This window comes from Ruminiclostridium herbifermentans, from assembly GCF_005473905.2.
GTDB lineage: Bacteria > Bacillota > Clostridia > Acetivibrionales > DSM-1351 > Ruminiclostridium > Ruminiclostridium herbifermentans.
In genome coordinates this window covers 109837-130069 of the sequence record NZ_CP061336.1, presented here as the reverse complement: position 1 = coordinate 130069, position 20233 = coordinate 109837, and the positions used below count along the sequence as shown (strand labels likewise).

Here is a 20233-nt window from a genome sequence, read left to right as displayed (position 1 = left end):
TTTGTTATCCTTATTTTGATAATAAGGATCAATATAATAATACATTAATTTTTTTAGTTAATTAAACTATTTAATAATTTCCAAAATATCCTTCAACAGATAGCAATCTTTAAATATTTCCAACAATACAATTTTGTACAAAACCCTATTTAGGAAACAAGAGGCCTTAAAAGTTAAGCTTTCTGCTATATTATAATTATTAACCGAATTCCGCACATTAAAACTACTGCTGAAATTGCAGTAACATACATTAACCTATTTGTTATCAATATATCTTTCACTTCAATTGCTCTGTTGTTGTCACCTATGGTTTGCTTTTTTACCAATTTCCCAAAATAGTAAGCATCACCTGCAAGAAGTACATTCAATGCTCCTGCACATACAGCCTCAGTTTTGGCGCTATTGGGACTAGAATGATTTCTTTTGTCCCTCCTATATATTTTATATGCATTTTTATAATCTAGTCCTGTTAAAAAACTTGCTCCAATCATTATGTATGCTGAGATTATAGCTGGAATAAAATTAAATACGTCATCAAGTTTAGCAACAAATCTTCCGAAATATAGATACTTTTCGTTTTTATAACCAATCATAGAATCAAGCGTATTAACTGCTTTATATAGGAACCCTAGTGGTGCACCTCCTAAAACAAGGAATATTAAAGGAGCAATAACTCCGTCAGAGGTGTTTTCTGCAATAGTCTCAACTGCAGCCTTCGTAATTCCCTCTTCAGTTAGACTCTCAGTGTCTCTCCCAACTATCCAGGATAAATATTTCCTTGCATTAGTAATATCATTATTTTTAAGCTGATAATATACTCTCATACTTTCTGTTCTAAGGCTCTTTGCTGCTAATATTTGATAGCAAAATATAGTATGTATTGCTATTTTTAAAATAGGGCTTACTTTTCCTGCAAAATATAATATCAGTACTGGAACAATAAAGGCAAATGTTATTATAGTTAAAGTAAGAATTACTCCTCCCACTATTTCTCCATTTTTTGATTCTGGAAACATTTTTCTAATAACTTTTTCACCTTTTGCAATTAAAAACCCTATTAATCTCACAGGATGAGGTAGCCATTGCGGGTCACCAAACACTAAGTCCAATATAAAGCCTATAAAAACTGCAATTAAAATCTCCATAAAGCTATTGCTACTCCTCTTCATTGGTAATAAAAATATAGTATGTCAGTATGAAATATATACTGTAACCATAAAATATACACAACTAAGTTTTTTTAATTCTATTCATAAACTAAGCTAATTTGGGCTGAATATTAACCATTTGCGCATGTTATTGCTAAATCAACATAGCATTTTTTATCCTAATCTGTTCAACTAGCTATTATTTTCGCTACTTAAACTAGTAAAATTGAATAAGTCACCAATTCAATCTATTCCTCTATCGATAACCTCATAAATATATTCCATATCCAGTGAAGTTCTCAAAGCCTCTGCAAGCAAATCATATTGCTTATCCTTGTAAGATTTACTGTCAAAAATTGAATTTCTATCATATTTATATCCTTTTTCTTTCATTAACGCATCTGCAATCTCAAAAAGCACCTCGTCACTGTCAAAAATTCCATGAACATAGCTTCCATAGATGTTTCCGCTGCTTGCTCCATCTTCTTTAGTTCTTCCGTTATTTTCAGTCAAAATAGTAAATCCATTTGTAAAATCCGTTTGTCCCATATGTATTTCATAGCCCTCAAAATGCTTTCCGCTAAGGCCCTTGAAGATTCCATCCACCTTTTGAAACTCGCCCGATACTCTGGTTCTAATCTTTTGCTGCGTAAAAACAGTTGTAGCCTTTATTAATCCTAAGCCCTTCATTTCACCGCCAAACTCTACCTCATAAGGGTCTTTCAATTTTTCACACAGCATTTGGTATCCTCCGCATATACCAAAAACCGGTTTCCCCTTAGCAGTATGCTTTAAAATTGAAGCCTCAATACCTGTCTCCCTTAACCACTTCAAATCACCCATTGTATTTTTAGTGCCAGGAATTATTATTAAATCTGGATTGCACAGTTCACCAACGCTAGAAATATACCGTACACTAGCACAATCTATATGTTCTAATGCATTAAAATCTGTAAAATTAGAAATTCTCGGAAGCCTTATTACTGCAATATCTAATAAGCTTTGAGATTTCACCCTTTTAAATCTTTCAGTCAAGCTGTCTTCATCGTCAATATCCACATTAAGGTATGGTACAACACCCACTACAGGAATATTAATTAAATCACGAAGCATATTAAGTCCAGGTTTCAATATGTCCACATCACCTCTGAACTTATTAATAATAGTACCTTTAACATAGTTTTTTTCACTATCATCAAGCAGCATATATGTCCCATATAATGCAGCAAAAACTCCGCCTCTGTCTATGTCTCCTGCAATGAGCACAGGAGCTTTTGCCAGTTTAGCCATTCCCATATTTACTATGTCATCCTGTTTTAGATTTATTTCAGCTGGACTTCCTGCGCCCTCAATAACAATAATATCATTTTCTTGGGAAAGGCTCTCATACGCCTCCATTATCTGAGGTATAAGCTGATTTCTATACTTAAAATAATCTTCTGCATCCATATTTCCTATGGGCTGTCCATTTACTATTACCTGTGAGCCTTTATCGCTTGTTGGCTTTAGTAAAATTGGATTCATTCTTACATCAGGAGCCCTTTTTGCAGCTTCAGCCTGAGTAACCTGTGACCTGCCCATTTCAAGGCCATCATCAGTTATATATGAATTAAGCGCCATATTTTGAGACTTAAATGGAACTACCCTATAGCCATCCTGTGTAAATATCCTGCATAAGCCTGCTGCAATTAAACTCTTCCCTGCATTAGACATTGTGCCTTGAATCATAATTGACTTCGCCATGCTTTTTATCATATTCCCTAATCCCTTTAAACTATTCTATAATTAACCTTAGTTAACTTAAATTTGGGTTGAAAATTATATGCTCATACTTGTTCTATGAACGCAGCTTGGTTTTGAATTTATTCTTTGACTTTTGGAAGCTAAGCCAATAGTAATTTCCTTTTTTACAAGCTTACCTAGCAGCAGTTAAATCCTTCCTCTTTCTATATCTAGAGGGTATAATAAGGGGCTTACCAGTCTCAGGGTTTTGTAATACCTGTACCGACATATTGTATACTTCTAAAATTACTTCTTTGGAAAGTACTTCCTCGGGTCTCCCGTGCCTTACCAGCTTTCCATCATTTATGAGCATAATATAGTCACTATATTGAGAAGCAATATTCAAATCATGCAGTACAGCGATAATTGTAACTCCCCGAGTTTCCACCATGTTACTAAGTGTATCCATAAGTTCAATTTGGTGGTGTATGTCAAGCTGGGATATTGGTTCGTCTAAAAGTATGATTGGTGTATCCTGAGTTAAAGCCCTTGCTACCACAACTCTTTGCCGCTCTCCTCCACTTATCTCATTTAATTTCTTTTCTCTCAAATACCACGTATTTGTTAATTCCATTGATTTCTGGGCATATTCCATATCCTTTTCCCCTTCATTCTGAAATAGTCCCAAATATGGATAACGTCCCATTAACACATAATCCAGCACATTAAAGTCAACATCACTATTTGTATTTTGAGAGACATAGGCTAGTTTTTTTGCAAGTTCTTTTCCCTTCAATTGTTCTATTGAAGTGTTATCTATTAATAAATCTCCGCTTTTGGGCTCAAGACTAGATACTATTGTTCGCAATAATGTGGTTTTTCCTGATCCATTCGGACCAATAATACTGTAGAATTTACCCTTTTCAACTGTAAAGTCCACACCCGCTATTATCTCTCTCCCGCCAAGAGAACATTTCAGATTTTTAGCTTCAATCAGGTTTTTAACTTCAATAGGATATGTTTTTTTATTCATTGCCTAACCTTCTTCTTAGACTTAATTAGTAAATATATAAAATATGGTGCTCCAAATAATGAGGTAACTGCACCAACTGGTAATTCTGTCGGAGGCATTATACTTCTTGCAAGAGTGTCACAAATTACTAAAAACACAGCTCCCCCCACAGCAGAAAAAGGCAGCATAGACCTATGATCAGACCCAGTAATGAGTCTTGCTGCATGTGGTACAACAAGCCCTACAAAACCAATAATTCCGCTAACCGAAACGCATACTGCAATTAAAAGAGAGCAAATTCCAAGTAAAAGCTTCTTAACAGTTTCTACTTTAACACCAAGACTCTTTGCTGTTTCTTCATTAGATGAAATAACATTTAAATCTCTTGCAAATAAACAAAGAATAATCACACCTATAATAGTTATAGGAACAAGGAATGCCGCTTGCTCCCAGCTTGCAGCATTAACACTTCCCATCATCCACATAAAGATGCCCTCTATTTTATCTCTTTTAAAAATCATTAAAATGGTTATGAGGGAGTATTCAAAAAGACCAACTGCAACTCCAGATAATAAAAGATTTGTAGCTGGCAGCCTGCCTCCTACATTTGCAATTGTATAAACAACAACCGTAGTCACTAAAGCACCCACAAATGCTAATAATGATACCATTCCAATTCCCAACAGAATACTTTCAAGACCAAAAACAATAGCAATAGTAGCACCTAGACCAGCACCATTCGATATTCCTAATACGTATGGGTCAGCCATAGGATTTCTGAATAAGCCTTGAAAGCACCCACCTACAATTGAAAGCAGCGCTCCTATTGCTGCCGCCAAAACTATTCTAGGCATTCTTATATTAAGCACAATCATCTCATGAGTACTATTTATTTGTTCTCCGCTAATTAAGATATTTATACCTGGCATTTTGGAAAGTATTATTTTTAATGCACTTAGCATACTTATATCTGCAATTCCTATTGTGCTTGAAATTAGCATTATAAGAACAAGAGCAGCTAATGATATTATTAACAATAACCTGTACTTTAATTTCTTATTAAAATATGACATTGTTTCTCCTATTTAAAAGCTTCAGGATGGATAATCTTTGCCAGTTCAACCAGACCATCTGCCAGCCTTGCTCCTTGTCTAGTTATTAGATTTTCATCTATTTCATAAAGCCTCTTATTTTTCACAGCATCCAAATCCTTGTAGCCGTTTGTTGTCTCCAATCCTTGCTTGTAGCCTCCTACCGAAGGACAAATCATAATATCCGGATTTTTTTCAATTAACCTCTCAAGACTATATTTCCAGTCTGTAACGTCAGCTGCTGCATTTTCTGCTCCTGCCATTTCAAGAAGCTGTCCAATAAAGGTATTACTGCCTGCGGTATAGTCACCTGACTTACCATATCCTATAACATAATAAACAGAAGGTCTATCCTTCCCTTCTATAGCCTTTTTAACGCCTTCTACCTTTTTCTTCATTTCGGCTACTAATCTTTCTGCTTTTTCATTTGAGTTTAGTATATTACCAACCTTAAAAATAGTTTCATACACGCCTTCGAAGCTTTCCTCACCATATAATACTACAGTAGGTATCCTTAACTCTTCTAGCTTGGTCAAGGTATCCTTGCTGAAATGGGTAGATGCTAGTACCAAATCCGGCTTTAGTTCTACTATTTTTTCAATACTGGGCTCCTGTATTGAACCTACAGATTCTATTTTAGATGTCTCAGGAGGATAATCACAATACTCTGTTCTCCCCACTAACATTGACTCAGCTTCAAGTGCAAATATGGTTTCTGTAATGTTAGGTGCAATGGAAATTACTCTTTGTGGCTGTTTGTCAAGGATTAATTCTCTATCATAGGAATCCTTTATGGTCATTGGAAAAATTGTCTTATGCATTGCTGATTCTATTTCTGCTGTTTTAGAGGCTACGCTTGCCTCAATTGTTGAGCCTTCTGAATTAGCCATCGTGGAATTTTGTTCTGTATCCTTTATATTTCCACAGGCTGTAAGACTAAAAATTATAAGTAATACCGTCAATACCTTTAAAATTCTGTTCATTTTAATTCCCCCTGTAAATTAGCACAAACTCTGTAATTCATTACTATCGGCTAAGCCCTAAAAATCAAACCTAAGCTGCGTTAAAAGTATAGTTAGCAAAAGGGAAAAGCTTTATATCTGCAATTGACTTTATCAGCATTAACAACTAGAAACGTATTTTGTGTACCTGTTGTAAAAGTTACACCATTGCATAATCCATCTGGAAATAGCTTTTTGCCCAGGGTATTAAATATAAATATACGTTGTTACTGATATTACAAATCGAAAAAAACTTACTTTCACTTTGCCAACATACTTGCTAGTATACCTGCAAACTTTACAGTGAAGACTAATGCTAATTTACTTATCTGAATTAAAATAGAATGCTAACCATCTCTCTTGATTTCAATGCTAAAAAAGCATTAACTAAAGTTGACGAGTAAACATAATGTCATAGGTTGAACCGTTAATTTAATTTTACAAAAAAATAATACCTTCATAATTTCATAAAGGTATCATTTGCAAAAGAATAATAGCACATACTATTCCATATAATCTTTAAGCAAACTATACACTCCATACACTGTGAAGTCATAGCACTGTATACTTATGTACACAGCAAATATTGGCAGGTCTTCCGACTAAGACATCAACGTCAGTTCTCACCTTCCCAAGCTATTGCTCAGTGGCTTTAAAGAGTCTGTAGCAAAACACTTTTAAACAAGTATATCAGTGTCTAGGTATTTTAGACTAAAGCATATAACATACGTTAAAAGATGTTTTACAACAGCCGCTTTGAGAACCTCCTCCGTCATCACGGCAGCAGGACTGTTTGGGATTTGCACCCGAATTCCCTCTTAGTACTTAATAAACATGCTTAATTTATCAAGCTTATACTGTCTATCAAATAACCAACATTTTAAATATTAAGTTTTATTTCGTTATTATCATATCATATGTATATAAAAAGTCAATTTATGATTTTATGAGAAATGGCTGAAATTCTTTTCATGGTGATATTTTTTTGCTAAAATTAGGATATAAATCCATTTTGCAAATAATTATATAATAAAACTCAATTAAATGTCTATCAAATCAAAATAGGATTACTACTATGATTCACTATTGTTTGTTAACTTTATTTTTAAGTCTATCTACAATGATATTTCCCACTATTTAACACTATTTTTATTTAGAAATAATATTTTATATTACATAGAGAAAGGAATCAGCTTATGAAAAAATTACTTGAACCAATGAGTGCCTTTTATGGTATGAAGGATATGTTAGGTATTGATGACCCTTTTGGTGATTGTATGTGTATGTCTGATTTAGCTACGTTAAATTACTTTGGCCTAAGCAATTTAGAAATTTTATATAATTTACACTTTGCTTATAAGTTTTTAGAAGTCAACAATGTTGGATATTCAGCATTTGGTTTAGATACTTTTATGTTTGAGGATAGAAAAGACATATTAAAAGGCTTAGGAATAACTATTATAGAAAAGCACCCACAGATGGATTGTTTAGTTGAAAGCATACGTGAATCAATAATGAATAACAGACCCATTTTCCTTTTTGTAGATCTTTTCTATCAGAAAGGGAGATATTTTTATTATAACAATCAGCACGGAGCCCATGCTTGTCTTGTATATGGTTTTGATGACGAGAATCAATTAGTATATACTATTGACAATTATGATGGATACAAAACTTACACAGTCACTTATGATATGATAGTCCAGTATTGTAAAGGTATTTTTCAATATTGCAATTTCAGACCAGACTCACTATATTTTCGTGAATACTGCTTCAATGGCACTAATCTTGAATTTAACGAGGAATATAATACTAAAATTCTTATGAAATATTTTAAAAATTCATTAGATACTGCAGATAAGAGAACTGCTGGCTTAAATTCAATTAAAATTCTTAGTGAGAGGCTAGAAGACTTAATGAATTTAAAGTCCTTTGAAGAAAATCTTTCTAGTGTTATATACAAAAGAGGTTCCGAATGTTTTATGATTAAAAATCTCTATCAATATAATGTTTTTGATAAAAATATTCAACTGGAGATAGACAGTAAACTAAACGCAATTTTAGAAAATTGGGCACGTATAAGAAGTATTGCTATTCATTATAACAGGAGCAGCAGAGGGCTCACTGATAAATGTATAAATATTAGAAAAAGATTAGATAGCATTTATCAGGATGAAATAGCATATAGTGACTTACTGTATAGCCAATTTAGACAGTTTTTGAAATAAAATCTCATTTTATCCAAAACAACTATCAGAAAGCCCTCTAATCTCTCTAGCAGCCTCAAAAATATTATCCTCTGCAAAGATAGCTGAAACAACAGCAATCCCATCCACTCCGCTACCCTTTAGCTGCATTATATTCTGCTTTGTAATGCCTCCAATTGCAACAACAGGAATTGAGACTGCTTGACAAATTGCTTTCACCGTCTCAATACAAACAGCATTTGCATCTAATTTTGTGGTAGTGGAAAATACTGCTCCAACTCCAATATAATCTGCACCCATTTTTTCTGCAAGTACAGCTTGCTCTACAGTCTGAGCCGATACTCCAAGAATCTTATCTCCTATCTTGTTCCTTACATCATCTGCCTGCATATCACGCTGTCCAACATGAACTCCATCGGCTCCGCATGCTATTGCAACATCTACATCGTCATTAATGACAAATGGAATCTTATACTTATCTGTTACTTTTTTAATTTCATTAGCCAAAGCTAAATATTCATCAAAAGTAATATCTTTTTCCCTAAGCTGTATAAAGGTTGCCCCTCCTCTAATGCATTCTTCAACCTGCTCTGCCAGTAAATTGTTTCCCAGCCACATTCTATCGGTAACAGCATATAGTCTCATGGACTCTTTACTTAATTTCAATTTTAGCACCTTCCTTTAGCTTCTCTGCAGTCATTTTACTTATTTCATCAATAATGTATGTACGCAAGGTTGAAGAACCTTTATCCTCTTCCATAATACGCTTGTAAGCCAATTCTCCTGCCAATCCCATTGTACAAACAGCTGCAGTCGCAGCAAGCAAAGGTTCCTCCTGATTAGCACCTACAAAAGCAGCTATCATAGCCGACAACATGCAACCTGTACCAGTGACTTTTGACATGGTAGAATGCCCATTTCTTATAATATAAGCCTTTTCACTGTTTGCAACAATATCAATTGCTCCTGTTATAACAATAATTGCTCCTGTCCTTTTGCTTAATCTTTTTGAAAAAGCAACAACCTCATCCAGATTTAATTCCGTAACCGCATCACTGACATTAGCATCAACTCCCTGAGTTGTTCCGCTGCCTTTATCTACTGTCTTAATCTCAGAAATATTTCCACGAATGACGCTGAATTTTATATTTTCCAGCAAATCAAAGGTTGTATTGGTTCTAAAGCTTGATGCTCCTGCTCCAACAGGGTCTAGCACAATTGTATGAGAAAGTTCATTTGCCTTCTTGCCAGCTTTAAGCATAGAGTTAATAGTTCTGCTGTTGAGTGTTCCAATATTGATGTTCAAAGCCGTGCATAAAGAAGTAATTTCTTCAACCTCCTTCACATCATCAGCCATAATGGGCGAAGCCCCGCAAGCCAAAAGTACATTTGCCACATCATTTACAGTTACATAATTGGTAATGCAATGTACCAGTGGGTGTTTATTATTTATATTATCAAAAATTTTTGTAAACATATATATGTTCATGTCTCACAGCTGCACAAAACTACAAAATGACATGAACCTCGCACCTCCCTTGAGATTTAATTTATCTGTTCAATTTTAATACTCACCAAACAACCAAGGTAGTATTCATGTATGTTTATGGGTGTATTTTTTACAATTATTCAGAAAGCTCTAAATTTTTTGCTATCACACTAAATGAACCATGGATGGTGAATGTGGAAAGCAACTAAAGCATTTATGAACTCAAAAGCACATCATTTATGTAAATAGCACCTACATCAGCAAAAAACGCTTGCGTTTTTTGAGACTCGAAAGTGTACCATGTAAGCACCAACTATACTTTTGAGTTAATTCCAAAGGTATGGTCTAGAGGACCACTTCCCTTGCCTAAATTCAAATTTGCTTTTAGGGCACCTGATATATATTTTTTCCCATTGCTAACGCATTCCGCCATATTGTAGCCCATAGCCATATTGCTTGCTATTGCAGAAGATAACGTACAGCCTGTACCATGCGTATTATCATTATCAATTCGTTCCCCATAAAACCATTGATACTTGCCCTTATGATACAGCAAATCATTTGCATCATTTAGCTGATGCCCACCCTTTATCAAAATTGCACCACTGTATTTCTGTGCTATTTTTTCTGCAGCATAAACCATATGTTCCGCTTTTGTTATATGTATTCCACTCAGCACTTCTGCTTCTGGTATATTGGGCGTAATAATATCTGCAACAGGAATAAGCTTTTCTACTAAAGCAGTTACAGCTTCATCAGCCAAAAGCTTACTGCCGCTCGTAGAAATCATAACAGGGTCCAATACAATTTTTTTTGCATTTTCATTAATTAATTTAGCGGCTATGGTTTCTATTAATCCTTTGCTTGAAACCATTCCAATTTTAATAGCATCGGGGTAAATATCACTGAAAATACTGTCTAATTGTTTTTCTAAAAAATCAGCTGGTACTTCCATAATTCCAAATACACCAGTTGTATTTTGAGCTGTAAGTGCCGTTATAGCACTCATTGCATAAAGCTTATGTGCTGTAATTGTTTTGATGTCCGCCTGAATTCCCGCTCCACCACTACAGTCACTGCCTGCTATTGTTAAAACTGTCTTCATATATGGTTTTCTCCCTTATATTGTGGCAAGGCGACTAATTCAATATTTACCTGTATGTTTTAACTATCTCAACTTTCACAAATTCATTTTTATGATCAAGCTTATCAAGGGATTATTGAAAGAATAAGAACTTTAATTAGAATGGTTCATATTTCTATCATTTATTTAAAAGAAATTAATAATAAACAAAAAGTGCCTATCCTAGAGAATAGGCACCACATTATTTCTAAATAAATGCTCCCTACGACAGTATTAACTGACAGGTTCAAAGGGTCAGACAATGTCTTCTCAACTTAATTAGTTCCCCTGCACAAAATTATTTAATTTAATAGCATTATATTCGTACTATGCTATAATGTCAAGCATATTATTGCGTTATGAGTATATAGTTTACTGATGCTTAATTGAAAAAATTATTTCCATCCTAAAATCATAAGCAGCGGAGTTAACTTTACAAATTTGCATAAGTGGAAGAAGCGGAATCTAAGCTTCTTTTTCCAGATAATCAACCAAAAATTCCGAATTTTTTTCAACACAGCCGACACAAGAGAGCCTTCTACCTTGTCTTATTTCTTTACACTTTAAATCTCCAGCATGCTTTAAAAAGTAATTCTCTAATTCAGATAATTGATTCTCTGCTGAGCAGTTCTGTAAAATGTACCTTGCTGCATAATAGGCACCACACATTCCTTCTGGCGCATTACCACCACCAAAACTCCTAAATACATCAATGGTATTTTCCTTTATTTCAAATTGGTTTTTAAATGCACAAAGTACAGCTTGAGCACAATTCATCTTCTGACAGCCTTCTTTACCAAGATAATAATTTTTGGCACTATTTACTGCTGAATTCAAATAATCAACTGAATTATATAACTCAACCTGCCACTTGCCATTTTCATATTTTATAAGGTTTAAACAAGCATTCTTTATAATTGTAGTCCCAGTATCAATTGTATTGTCTGAAACAAATTTTAGTATGGATTTTATCATTGCTCCATGAGAAACAATAATAATCTTTTTCCCCTCATATTCTTTTACTATGTAATCCAATGCTCTTCTGGTTCTTTCAGCCAATTCATTATCGCCTTCTTTACCGGGAATAATACCATCTGAAAAAATCTGTTTCTGCTGCTCAAGTGTCATCCCTGAACCTTTTCCAAAATCTCTTTCTATAAAATCGTCTATGGTGGTTATTTCATTTATTCCAACACTTTCACCAATAATTTTTGCAGTATTTAATGCCCTTTTAAGAGGACTTGACACTATAGCATCCCATTGAAATTTTTTTAGATGCTTTGCTACTAAATATGCTTGCTCTTCTCCATTTTTGTTTAATTCAATATCTTCTCTTCCTTGAATCATTTTTTTTGTATTCCAATCAGTTTCACCATGACGTACTATACAAATTTCTGTAACCATTGCTAAAATCAATATTCCATACTAGGTACAAACTTAAATAATGTACCATCTGGACTATGAACCTCCCCTTATATAATCAATACCGTAAAATTATAACGTATATTAGTCAGCTGTTTCTAGACCCAAAATTTCTATTATTAACTTAAAAAGTTCATAATCTTGTAATTTCATCAGAGCATCTAAAACCAGTCCTAATTAATCATTCTTTTTTGCAAAAATAAAGTAGCCGATTGGTCCAAATATATTTATAAATAGAATGATGAGCACCCATATAAACTTCTTTCCTAATCTTAATCTTTGAATATCACACTTATATAAATCTACTAATGCAAATATCTTTAGAATAATTTCTACTACTAAATAAGGTATTACTAATTTAATGTCAAAAGGCATAGTTTTCCCTCCAATACATTGTATTTCCAAATATGTAAACATATATGTCTAAATCTATGATAGTATATTACCAAATTGATATAAATAAATCTACTCATTCATAAAAATAATAAAACTCAATATTGATTATTATGATTACATCTCTTGATTTCTAAATGATAGTATACTTAATGCTATAAATACAACAATTAATAATATAGAACAATAAACAGGTGCCAAATTATTTATAGCATACCAACCTTTTCTTACTAATAAAATCTGATTGCCCTTAAGAGTTGCTGGTGTATAATAACCAATTATTTTTTCAATGTAACCAGTAAGGTTAATTATTGTGAAACCAAGAAATGAACATATCCCTGCTACTGTCAAATTTGATGCTATCGTACTAAAAAAAGTAGTCATTGTTATAAACACCATAATATATAGAAAATAATAAGCAACTGCTATTATAAAGCCCGAGAAATTAAACCGATGAAATAAAACTATAGTATAATAAATAAATGCTGCAGACCCCAATGTTAAGGATATGAGAATTAAAAAACTTTGAGATAATAATTTACTAAAAATGTATCCACTCTTAGAAACAGGTTTTGTTGTTAAAAGCATTAAAACGCCATTCATTTTTTCTTCTACAACAATATTCATTGTAGTAAAAATAAGAATAACTACTTGAATTTGATTTAGATTTTTGAAAAATTGATCATATGCATCAAATACAGTAGGTTTTGGTATTACTATGTGCGCAGTACCAGATATACTTTTTATAAGTTCAGGAGCTGCTAATGCAGAAATAGGACTCAATATACCAAATATTATAAATAATAAAGGCATAACAATAATTTTTCGAGTTTTCACCATCTCTTTAAATTCTTTAGCTATTAATACCCTTTGGTTCATTCTTTTTCAGCACCTCCATAAAGATATCTTCTAGTGACGGTTCAACTCGTTTAAATTCCAATAATCCCCAATTGTTATTACTAATAACTTGTGGTATTATCCTTTCAATTTCTTCACCATTTTTGGATAAAAACTCAATCCCACCATCAATACTATCTTTAATATCTAAAAAATATTCATAATTACTTAAACATTTTATTATCTCATCATTTCTAGCTGACGTTTTTAGATTATACTTTAAATGAAAATATTCCTTTTTTAAATTTGTAATTGAATCTTCAACCAGAAGATTCCCCTTATCTAATACGCAAACTTTATCACATACACTTTCAACATCATTTAAAATATGTGTTGAAAAAAAGACAGTTGTCTCACCAGAAAGTTTTTTAATTATATCAAGAATCTCTTTTCTGCCAATAGGGTCTAATGCTGAAGTTGGTTCATCTAATAGAACAACTTTAGGATTATGAATAAGGGTCTGTGCGATACCAAGTCTTTGCTTCATTCCTCTCGAATAGCTTCCAATAGGCTTTGAACTATCCTCTAATCCTACTATGTCAAGTAGTTTTTTAGTTCTTTCCCTAATGACTGATTTCTTTAAATTAAAAATGTTACCACAAAAATATAAGTATTCTTTTGCTGTCATCCATTTATAAAATGAAGGAACATCAGGTACAAAACCAATATCATACTTGTATTTTGTATCATTGAAACATATCTTATTTGATGCAATATATATTTCGCCTGAAGTAGGTTTTGCAAGACCTAATAGCATTCTGATCGTCGTAGTTTTTCCAGCACCATTAGGACCTAAAAAGCCGTACACAGAACCATATGGGACATTTAAATTTAAGTTGTTTACTACTGTAGTATTCTTATATACTTTTTTAAGGTTTATAGTCCTAATTGCAAGCATATTAATATCCTTTCTAACAAGCCTAAAACCATAATCTACTCTGTAGGAATTTTTACATCAACGTTATAATTAGGCAATAACAATTTATCAGGATCATCATATTTGATTTTTATAGGTATAACTGTTTCGCCGTCCTTTTTGCCTCCCATAACAGAAACCTCAATTATTGTGCCTTTAAGGACTTTATTCTTCGCTGAAATTGGAATAATCTCTACTTCAGTTCCTTTAACAATTCCTTCTATTTGGTCTTCTGGAACATCTGCCTCTATGTATAAATTTTCAAGACTAATTATGTTCAATATTTTCTGATTTTTGTTAACATATGTGCCCTCATCAACATATATATCATTTATAATTCCTTGGTTTAATCCTGATGTAATTTCATTATTCCTAATTTTGGAGTTATTTATTTTCTCTTGAAGTCTTTTAATATCCTCTTCTAATATGCTTATTTTTTGGTTTTGTATCTCTATTTGGATACTTTCTGATGCCTGATTGGGTTTATCTAATGTAATTAGTTGTTGGTTAAGTGCAAGGATTGACTCATTAATCTGATATTGTGTGTTTAACTTATATGCTTCTAATTCATTCTCAATGTCATTTATTTTTTTTTCATTTTCTTCAACTACAATAGCAGATTTGTCCAACTCACTTTTAGAAATAGCTCCCTCATTATAAAGTCTTTGATTTAACTCCATATCTTTTTTTGAGTTTAAATAATCTTTATTTGCTTTCTCTAAATCACTTTTATATTTCCTTATTTCCGGGGTATTATTTGTTTGAATTAATTTTAGCTGCTTCTTTAAGTTTTCTATCCTTTCCATTAAATTAGACTTCTCATTATTAGAAATAGATTGATTACTTTTCCCATATGTTTCATTATACCTAATTTTTTCCAATTCAAGTTTCTCTAGCTTTAATTGACTTTCTTTCTCTGCTATTTGATTCTCAATATCTTCCATACTAATTTGAACCAGAGGATCGTTTTTGTTTACTTTTTGTCCCTTCTTTACAAGAACTTTTTCAATTACTACAGGGATATCAGCTATTATATCATTCGAAATCTCTGCTTTTACTTCACCTGATATAAGGTTAAAATCATTTATATTACATGAACTTGTAAAAAGCAAAACAAAACAAAGAAAAATAGAATATATTAATCGTTTCATAATAGGTATCCTTTCAAAAGCTTCTTGCATATATATAATATCTATTCTGCTAAGCAAAACAATCCTTTTTGTCCAAGTTGCTGAATAGCATAAACTAATTCAGTTTCAATTTGCAAAGCCATATCAGCATCTTCAGTATATAATAATACTACTTCTGAAACAATATCTTTTACAGTTTTTGTGTTATTATTTTGGATTCTTACAATAACTTCAAATAATGACTCCGTTATTTCATACGTACTAATCTTGTCATTTTCATTTAAAAACAATAGCCAATTGTCTCTTTCATCAAATTCTATAAATTCCTTATTTTGAATCAAATGGTTAGTGGTCTTATAAACATCATATTTCAAGTCAACAACAGAAGCTTTTGGAACAAGTTTTATCTTACAATCATTTATATCAGTATAATCACTTTGATTCCATATCAAATAATCACCTTTTTTCTCTAATATCACATTTAAGTATTGAGTATAGCTTATAATATCTATTATGACGGGATTAATATCATTTCTTTTTTCAAGAACCTTTTTAGAATAACTTTTCAATTTCTCTAGGAGCACAAATTGATCTGTTACTTTAGAAGCCTCGTCTTTATCGTAAAGATTAACTTCCTCGTAGAAAGCATCCAAATAATTTATGAAATCATTAACACTTGGAAATGCTTTTATCAATAGTTTTATTTGATACTTAAAAATTCTTTTAATTCCAGAATCATAGAAAATAGTTTTCTCGAATTTTTCTTGGAAACTTTCTGGAACTGTATTGATGGAATGAACAAGAATGTTACTGTTTTTATATTGTCTTCCCTTTTCAATATGCTCCTTCAAATTTGAGACCTTAAGAGTTACATTATATTTTTCAGGTTCCCTATATAACGGTGATGCAGGGTCCGTGGATATTTTTATATAAATTGCCTCAATATAGTGAGCATATTCACTGTTTATCTTCCAGAATGCTTCTCTATCTGCTTTTAAATCATCTATTGTTTCACCAGGAATAAAATAACAGAAATATACATGTATATAAACTTTTTCATCATATAACATGTCCAAAGTATCATATAATTCTTTATTTGAGTAATAAAAAGCATCTTTTGTTATTTTTCTTACGTTCTCAGATATTGTTTCAGGTGATATGTCAAACAAAAGATTCTTAGTTACCTTTTTGAATTCATGCACTATTTCCCTAGTCGGTAGCCTCCAGAATCCAAATGAAAAATCTACATCAAGATTTTCTTCACGTATTGCTTCTAAGTATTCAAAATATTTAGGAGCATTTGGAAGAGGATCAAAACAAACGTACATGTTCTTATACCCATGTGCCATCGCTTGCTTTACAGTTTTTACTATTTGCTCTTTTTTTAAAAACATACATTTTGAACGCCTGTTCAATATATTTTGTGCATCCCTTCCTCCACCACATATTGAGCAATTAATGGGGCACCCCTTTCCAGTTAATAAGTAAAATGTGCTACTTAAAGGTATATCTGTTGGAATAAAGTCCGCTACAAGGCTACTTTTTTCAAAGTAATAGTTTTTTCCATAATCGTAGTTATATAAATATTTGCTGTAATTAGCATATTCTATATTTTCAAGATCCTCAGGCGTACTAATATAAGAAATTTCATTTTTAATAATATCATTATTTGAACGCCAAATAAGATTGGGTACACTGCTAAGATTATTATTCTTATTTTTTAAACTATCGGCTAATTCTAGCAACGGTTTCTCCCCATCGCCTCTTATAACCGCATCTATCCAAGGATAGTTTTCCATAATTTCTTCTGCAAAATAGCTAGCTGAGTATCCACCTAAAAAAGTAAATACATATGGATTAATTTTCTTAATATCTTTAAGTATATCAATAGACTCTTCTACCATGGGGAACCAATGAGCTGAAGCACCAGCAAGCATTAAGTCCTTATGAATATAATCTTTTACGTCAAAATTTTTATTTAATTCATTCTCAATTCCTGTATGTACTATTTTAGTTTCATAACCATTCTTGGTCATCAAATCTGCCAATCCCCACAAACCCATTGTTATGATTGGAGTTATATTATTATACTTACAACAATGAAAAAGCAAACAACTTGTATCATTTATCATAATTATTACCCATTTCCTTTCTACACTTTATGTAATTAATCATTAAGCTCATTATTTTTAATAAAATCAAACTCATAATAATTAATAAACTCTGAAAGTCATTTAGTTATATAAACACCAAAACTTTATTTAATAGCTAAAATTTATATTTCAATTTTCATATAGAAATTTTCAGCCTTATTTCTTAAAAATTTTCCAACTACAAATGAAGAAACTAATGATATTACAGTCAAAGATACTAATATAATAGAATGTCTTATATTTAAAAAAACTCCGATAAATCCCATACCTATAAATACACCAACTACCACGAAGACCCACAGCATATTCAAGGCAACATTCGTATTAGAATTCAAAGCCTGTCGTGGATGATTCCATGTAAGGTTTGGCTTAACCATATCAAAAAATAAAGTACCTGTTTCTATAAGAATAATTAAACTCAATGCAGAAATCAAAACAAGTAATGGATGTTTCATATTCAGTCCAAGTAATAATAGTCCTGCAAAGGAAATCACACATGACCCTAATGCAAATAATGTACTAAACAACAATTTAACAAAATACTGTGTTGAATATGGTATTGGTATAACCTTTGAAATATAAAAATTTTTACCTTCTCTAGATATACCTGTAGGGCCAATTGTACTCATTGTTGATAGAAAAACGAACATAATTACAAGAACTAAATCTAGATATTTAAAATCTTGAATAAGTAAAAATACTTGTTCAAATTGAGGAATAATAGAATGTGAAAAAACTGTAAACAGACTAAATATCAATATTAATAATGGTCCTATAAAAAGTTCTGTCAATCCTTCTGCAATAAAGAAGAATTCATTATTCAAAATCCACCATTCACGTTGAAACAATCGTCCCGTTTTACCACCTATGCTAAAGGTTTTTAAGCGTTTTACTCTTTCAGGGATCATCAAGAGTTTTTCCCCAAATGAACTATATGTACTAGCAGCAATACAAACAAAAATGCTTGAAAAAATAATATTTAACAAAATAAGCAGTATAAATGAAAGGACTCCATTTAATGTGTTCATTTCAAGAATGGTTGATACTGCAAAGCCAATAGGCTTAAAAAACAATACTATGCTGTTTGAAAAATCCATCCATTTTTTAAGTATAACATTTATGGAATCTATCTCGAAATTTGCTAGTATTGGGTATATAATAGAATTTAGCAATAATGATAGAACTATTACACCAGCAAAAAATAGAAGATTAGACCCAAAAACAATCAACCCTCTATTTTTAATCATTACATCACCTTTCACAATAAGCCATGCTAATATTCCAACTAATGACACCAAAAATATAGGATAAATTAATAATATACAAAGTGCCCATAAGCATTGAAGTATTGATAACGAACCATACAAACAAGCTACAATAAAACCAGGAATAGCTATAATCAAATTTATAGGGACTATGTATAAATATGATACACATACTTTTGTAAATATTATTTTTTCTTTTTTAACAGGCATGCATGATAGTAACTGATAATCCTTACTATAAAAAACATTAGAAACAGCTATAGGGAATGTAAATATTACACTCATAGCGCTACATAAAATAAAAACACTTTGAATAATACATTTTGTTCCAAATAAATCATTAAGAAGTTCATATGCAAAAAACTCTTCTACTAAAATGCTACTTCCAAATAAAATTGCTATTATAGCAAGAAACACGTTAAGCATCCTGCCTCTACTGAAATTATTACTTCTAGTTCTAAAAGTAGCTTTTATTAATACTATTAGCATTTCAAAAAATTTCATTTTTCTGTCAACTCCATAAATAGATTTTCAAGATCACTTTTCTCTCTAATCTTGGAAGTTTCAATTACAATTTTAAGATCTCCATTATTGATTATGGCAACTCTATCACATATCTTTTCAGCAACCTCAAGTATATGTGTAGAGAAAAAAACTGTATTACCTTGTTTAGCATACTCCTTCATCATTTCTTTAAATATAATAGAAGCCTTTGGATCAAGCCCTCTCATTGGTTCATCAAGAATAAGTACCTTAGGTCTATATAAAAGAGCAGCCATTGTTGCAATTTTTTGCTTCATACCATGTGAATATGTTCCAATTGCATTATTTAACACTTCGCTCATCTCAAATTGGTTTGCTAGTTCTGCAATTCTTTTATTTGATTCGCCTTTTGGAACATTATATACTGTGCTAATAAAATTCAACCATTCTTGTCCTGAAATTTTTGGATAAATAGTAACCTCATCTGGTACATATCCAAAAGATGCTTTGGCTTTATATGGATCCTTTTTCATATCAAATCCATTTATAATTACATTTCCTTGGTCAGGACTTATTATACCCGTCAGAATTTTTATTGTTGTAGTTTTCCCAGCTCCGTTAGGCCCTAGAAATCCAAATATCTCTCCACTTTTCACTTCCATTGAAAGGCAATCAACTGCAAGCTTATCCTTTTTATAGCTTTTTGATATTTTGTCAATTTGAATCATTATCTAACCTCCATAGCAAAATCGTTAGTATGTTAGTGTACATAAAGACTTAA

The 20233-nt window shown here is 31.9% G+C and carries 17 protein-coding genes and 2 riboswitches; of the genes, 1 reads left to right on the top strand and 16 read right to left on the bottom strand.

Annotated features, from left to right (window positions below):
* Positions 1–185 precede the first annotated feature (185 nt).
* The 5 genes from cbiB to EHE19_RS00530 form a co-directional block, all read right to left on the bottom strand.
* Positions 186–1145, bottom strand: a complete 960-nt coding sequence (cbiB, locus tag EHE19_RS00550) for an adenosylcobinamide-phosphate synthase CbiB (protein WP_137697149.1) — start codon at positions 1143–1145, stop codon at positions 186–188.
* A 246-nt stretch (positions 1146–1391) separates the two neighbouring features.
* Complete coding sequence (locus EHE19_RS00545; RefSeq protein WP_137697312.1) at positions 1392–2891, bottom strand: cobyric acid synthase; 1500 nt, start codon at positions 2889–2891, stop codon at positions 1392–1394.
* Between the two features lie 172 nt (positions 2892–3063).
* Positions 3064–3903 carry an ABC transporter ATP-binding protein gene (locus EHE19_RS00540; protein ID WP_137697148.1) on the bottom strand — a complete coding sequence of 280 codons (840 nt, stop codon included), beginning with the start codon at positions 3901–3903 and terminating at the stop codon, positions 3064–3066.
* Positions 3900–4955, bottom strand: a complete 1056-nt coding sequence (locus tag EHE19_RS00535) for a FecCD family ABC transporter permease (RefSeq protein WP_137697147.1) — start codon at positions 4953–4955, stop codon at positions 3900–3902. Before EHE19_RS00535 ends, EHE19_RS00540 begins: the two co-directional genes overlap by 4 nt.
* 8 nt (positions 4956–4963) lie before the next feature.
* Complete coding sequence (locus EHE19_RS00530; protein WP_137697146.1) at positions 4964–5956, bottom strand: ABC transporter substrate-binding protein; 993 nt, start codon at positions 5954–5956, stop codon at positions 4964–4966.
* A 589-nt stretch (positions 5957–6545) separates the two neighbouring features.
* Positions 6546–6866: riboswitch (cobalamin riboswitch) on the bottom strand.
* Between the two features lie 304 nt (positions 6867–7170).
* On the opposite strand from EHE19_RS00530, the gene EHE19_RS00525 reads away from it, so the two are divergent.
* A complete protein-coding gene (locus tag EHE19_RS00525; RefSeq protein WP_137697145.1) occupies positions 7171–8202 on the top strand; it encodes a cysteine peptidase family C39 domain-containing protein in 1032 nt (343 codons plus the stop codon).
* A 9-nt stretch (positions 8203–8211) separates the two neighbouring features.
* Here EHE19_RS00525 and thiE read toward each other — a convergent pair whose 3' ends face one another.
* From thiE to EHE19_RS00470, 11 genes are all read right to left on the bottom strand, one after another.
* The gene (thiE, locus tag EHE19_RS00520) at positions 8212–8856 is read right to left on the bottom strand and encodes a thiamine phosphate synthase (protein WP_425314296.1); all 645 of its coding nucleotides are present in this window, start codon (positions 8854–8856) and stop codon (positions 8212–8214) included.
* Positions 8834–9658, bottom strand: a complete 825-nt coding sequence (gene thiM, locus EHE19_RS00515; RefSeq protein ID WP_137697311.1) for a hydroxyethylthiazole kinase — start codon at positions 9656–9658, stop codon at positions 8834–8836. Before thiM ends, thiE begins: the two co-directional genes overlap by 23 nt.
* Positions 9659–9983: 325 nt before the next feature.
* Positions 9984–10775: a bifunctional hydroxymethylpyrimidine kinase/phosphomethylpyrimidine kinase gene (gene thiD, locus EHE19_RS00510; RefSeq protein WP_137697143.1), complete on the bottom strand. Its 792-nt coding sequence runs from the start codon at positions 10773–10775 to the stop codon at positions 9984–9986.
* Between the two features lie 221 nt (positions 10776–10996).
* Positions 10997–11093: riboswitch (TPP riboswitch) on the bottom strand.
* A 165-nt stretch (positions 11094–11258) separates the two neighbouring features.
* Positions 11259–12197 carry a histidine phosphatase family protein gene (locus EHE19_RS00505; protein ID WP_137697142.1) on the bottom strand — a complete coding sequence of 313 codons (939 nt, stop codon included), beginning with the start codon at positions 12195–12197 and terminating at the stop codon, positions 11259–11261.
* A 195-nt stretch (positions 12198–12392) separates the two neighbouring features.
* Positions 12393–12590, bottom strand: a complete 198-nt coding sequence (locus EHE19_RS00500; RefSeq protein ID WP_137697141.1) for a PLDc N-terminal domain-containing protein — start codon at positions 12588–12590, stop codon at positions 12393–12395.
* Between the two features lie 135 nt (positions 12591–12725).
* Entirely contained in the window at positions 12726–13487 is a 762-nt protein-coding gene (locus EHE19_RS00495) for an ABC transporter permease (protein ID WP_137697140.1), read from the bottom strand.
* Positions 13462–14403 carry an ABC transporter ATP-binding protein gene (locus tag EHE19_RS00490; protein WP_137697139.1) on the bottom strand — a complete coding sequence of 314 codons (942 nt, stop codon included), beginning with the start codon at positions 14401–14403 and terminating at the stop codon, positions 13462–13464. The genes EHE19_RS00495 and EHE19_RS00490 overlap by 26 nt, the downstream gene beginning before the upstream one ends.
* A gap of 35 nt (positions 14404–14438) precedes the next feature.
* Positions 14439–15572, bottom strand: a complete 1134-nt coding sequence (locus EHE19_RS00485) for an HlyD family secretion protein (RefSeq protein WP_171003543.1) — start codon at positions 15570–15572, stop codon at positions 14439–14441.
* Positions 15573–15613: 41 nt separating this feature from the next.
* The gene (locus tag EHE19_RS00480) at positions 15614–17683 is read right to left on the bottom strand and encodes a B12-binding domain-containing radical SAM protein (RefSeq protein WP_137697137.1); all 2070 of its coding nucleotides are present in this window, start codon (positions 17681–17683) and stop codon (positions 15614–15616) included.
* A gap of 143 nt (positions 17684–17826) precedes the next feature.
* The gene (locus EHE19_RS00475) at positions 17827–19473 is read right to left on the bottom strand and encodes a hypothetical protein (RefSeq protein ID WP_137697136.1); all 1647 of its coding nucleotides are present in this window, start codon (positions 19471–19473) and stop codon (positions 17827–17829) included.
* Entirely contained in the window at positions 19470–20180 is a 711-nt protein-coding gene (locus EHE19_RS00470) for an ABC transporter ATP-binding protein (RefSeq protein WP_137697135.1), read from the bottom strand. The genes EHE19_RS00475 and EHE19_RS00470 overlap by 4 nt, the downstream gene beginning before the upstream one ends.
* Positions 20181–20233 lie beyond the last annotated feature (53 nt).

Bases quoted from the DNA above. Each gene is read 5' to 3' on its own strand.
- cbiB (WP_137697149.1), bottom strand. From the start codon at position 1,145: ATGGAGATTTTAATTGCAGTTTTTATAGGCTTTATATTGGACTTAGTG.
- EHE19_RS00545 (WP_137697312.1), bottom strand. From the start codon at position 2,891: ATGGCGAAGTCAATTATGATTCAAGGCACAATGTCTAATGCAGGGAAG.
- EHE19_RS00540 (WP_137697148.1), bottom strand. From the start codon at position 3,903: ATGAATAAAAAAACATATCCTATTGAAGTTAAAAACCTGATTGAAGCT.
- EHE19_RS00535 (WP_137697147.1), bottom strand. From the start codon at position 4,955: ATGTCATATTTTAATAAGAAATTAAAGTACAGGTTATTGTTAATAATA.
- EHE19_RS00530 (WP_137697146.1), bottom strand. From the start codon at position 5,956: ATGAACAGAATTTTAAAGGTATTGACGGTATTACTTATAATTTTTAGT.
- EHE19_RS00525 (WP_137697145.1), top strand. From the start codon at position 7,171: ATGAAAAAATTACTTGAACCAATGAGTGCCTTTTATGGTATGAAGGAT.
- thiM (WP_137697311.1), bottom strand. From the start codon at position 9,658: ATGTTTACAAAAATTTTTGATAATATAAATAATAAACACCCACTGGTA.
- thiD (WP_137697143.1), bottom strand. From the start codon at position 10,775: ATGAAGACAGTTTTAACAATAGCAGGCAGTGACTGTAGTGGTGGAGCG.
- EHE19_RS00505 (WP_137697142.1), bottom strand. From the start codon at position 12,197: ATGGTTACAGAAATTTGTATAGTACGTCATGGTGAAACTGATTGGAAT.
- EHE19_RS00500 (WP_137697141.1), bottom strand. From the start codon at position 12,590: ATGCCTTTTGACATTAAATTAGTAATACCTTATTTAGTAGTAGAAATT.
- EHE19_RS00495 (WP_137697140.1), bottom strand. From the start codon at position 13,487: ATGAACCAAAGGGTATTAATAGCTAAAGAATTTAAAGAGATGGTGAAA.
- EHE19_RS00490 (WP_137697139.1), bottom strand. From the start codon at position 14,403: ATGCTTGCAATTAGGACTATAAACCTTAAAAAAGTATATAAGAATACT.
- EHE19_RS00485 (WP_171003543.1), bottom strand. From the start codon at position 15,572: ATGAAACGATTAATATATTCTATTTTTCTTTGTTTTGTTTTGCTTTTT.
- EHE19_RS00480 (WP_137697137.1), bottom strand. From the start codon at position 17,683: ATGATAAATGATACAAGTTGTTTGCTTTTTCATTGTTGTAAGTATAAT.
- EHE19_RS00475 (WP_137697136.1), bottom strand. From the start codon at position 19,473: ATGAAATTTTTTGAAATGCTAATAGTATTAATAAAAGCTACTTTTAGA.
- EHE19_RS00470 (WP_137697135.1), bottom strand. From the start codon at position 20,180: ATGATTCAAATTGACAAAATATCAAAAAGCTATAAAAAGGATAAGCTT.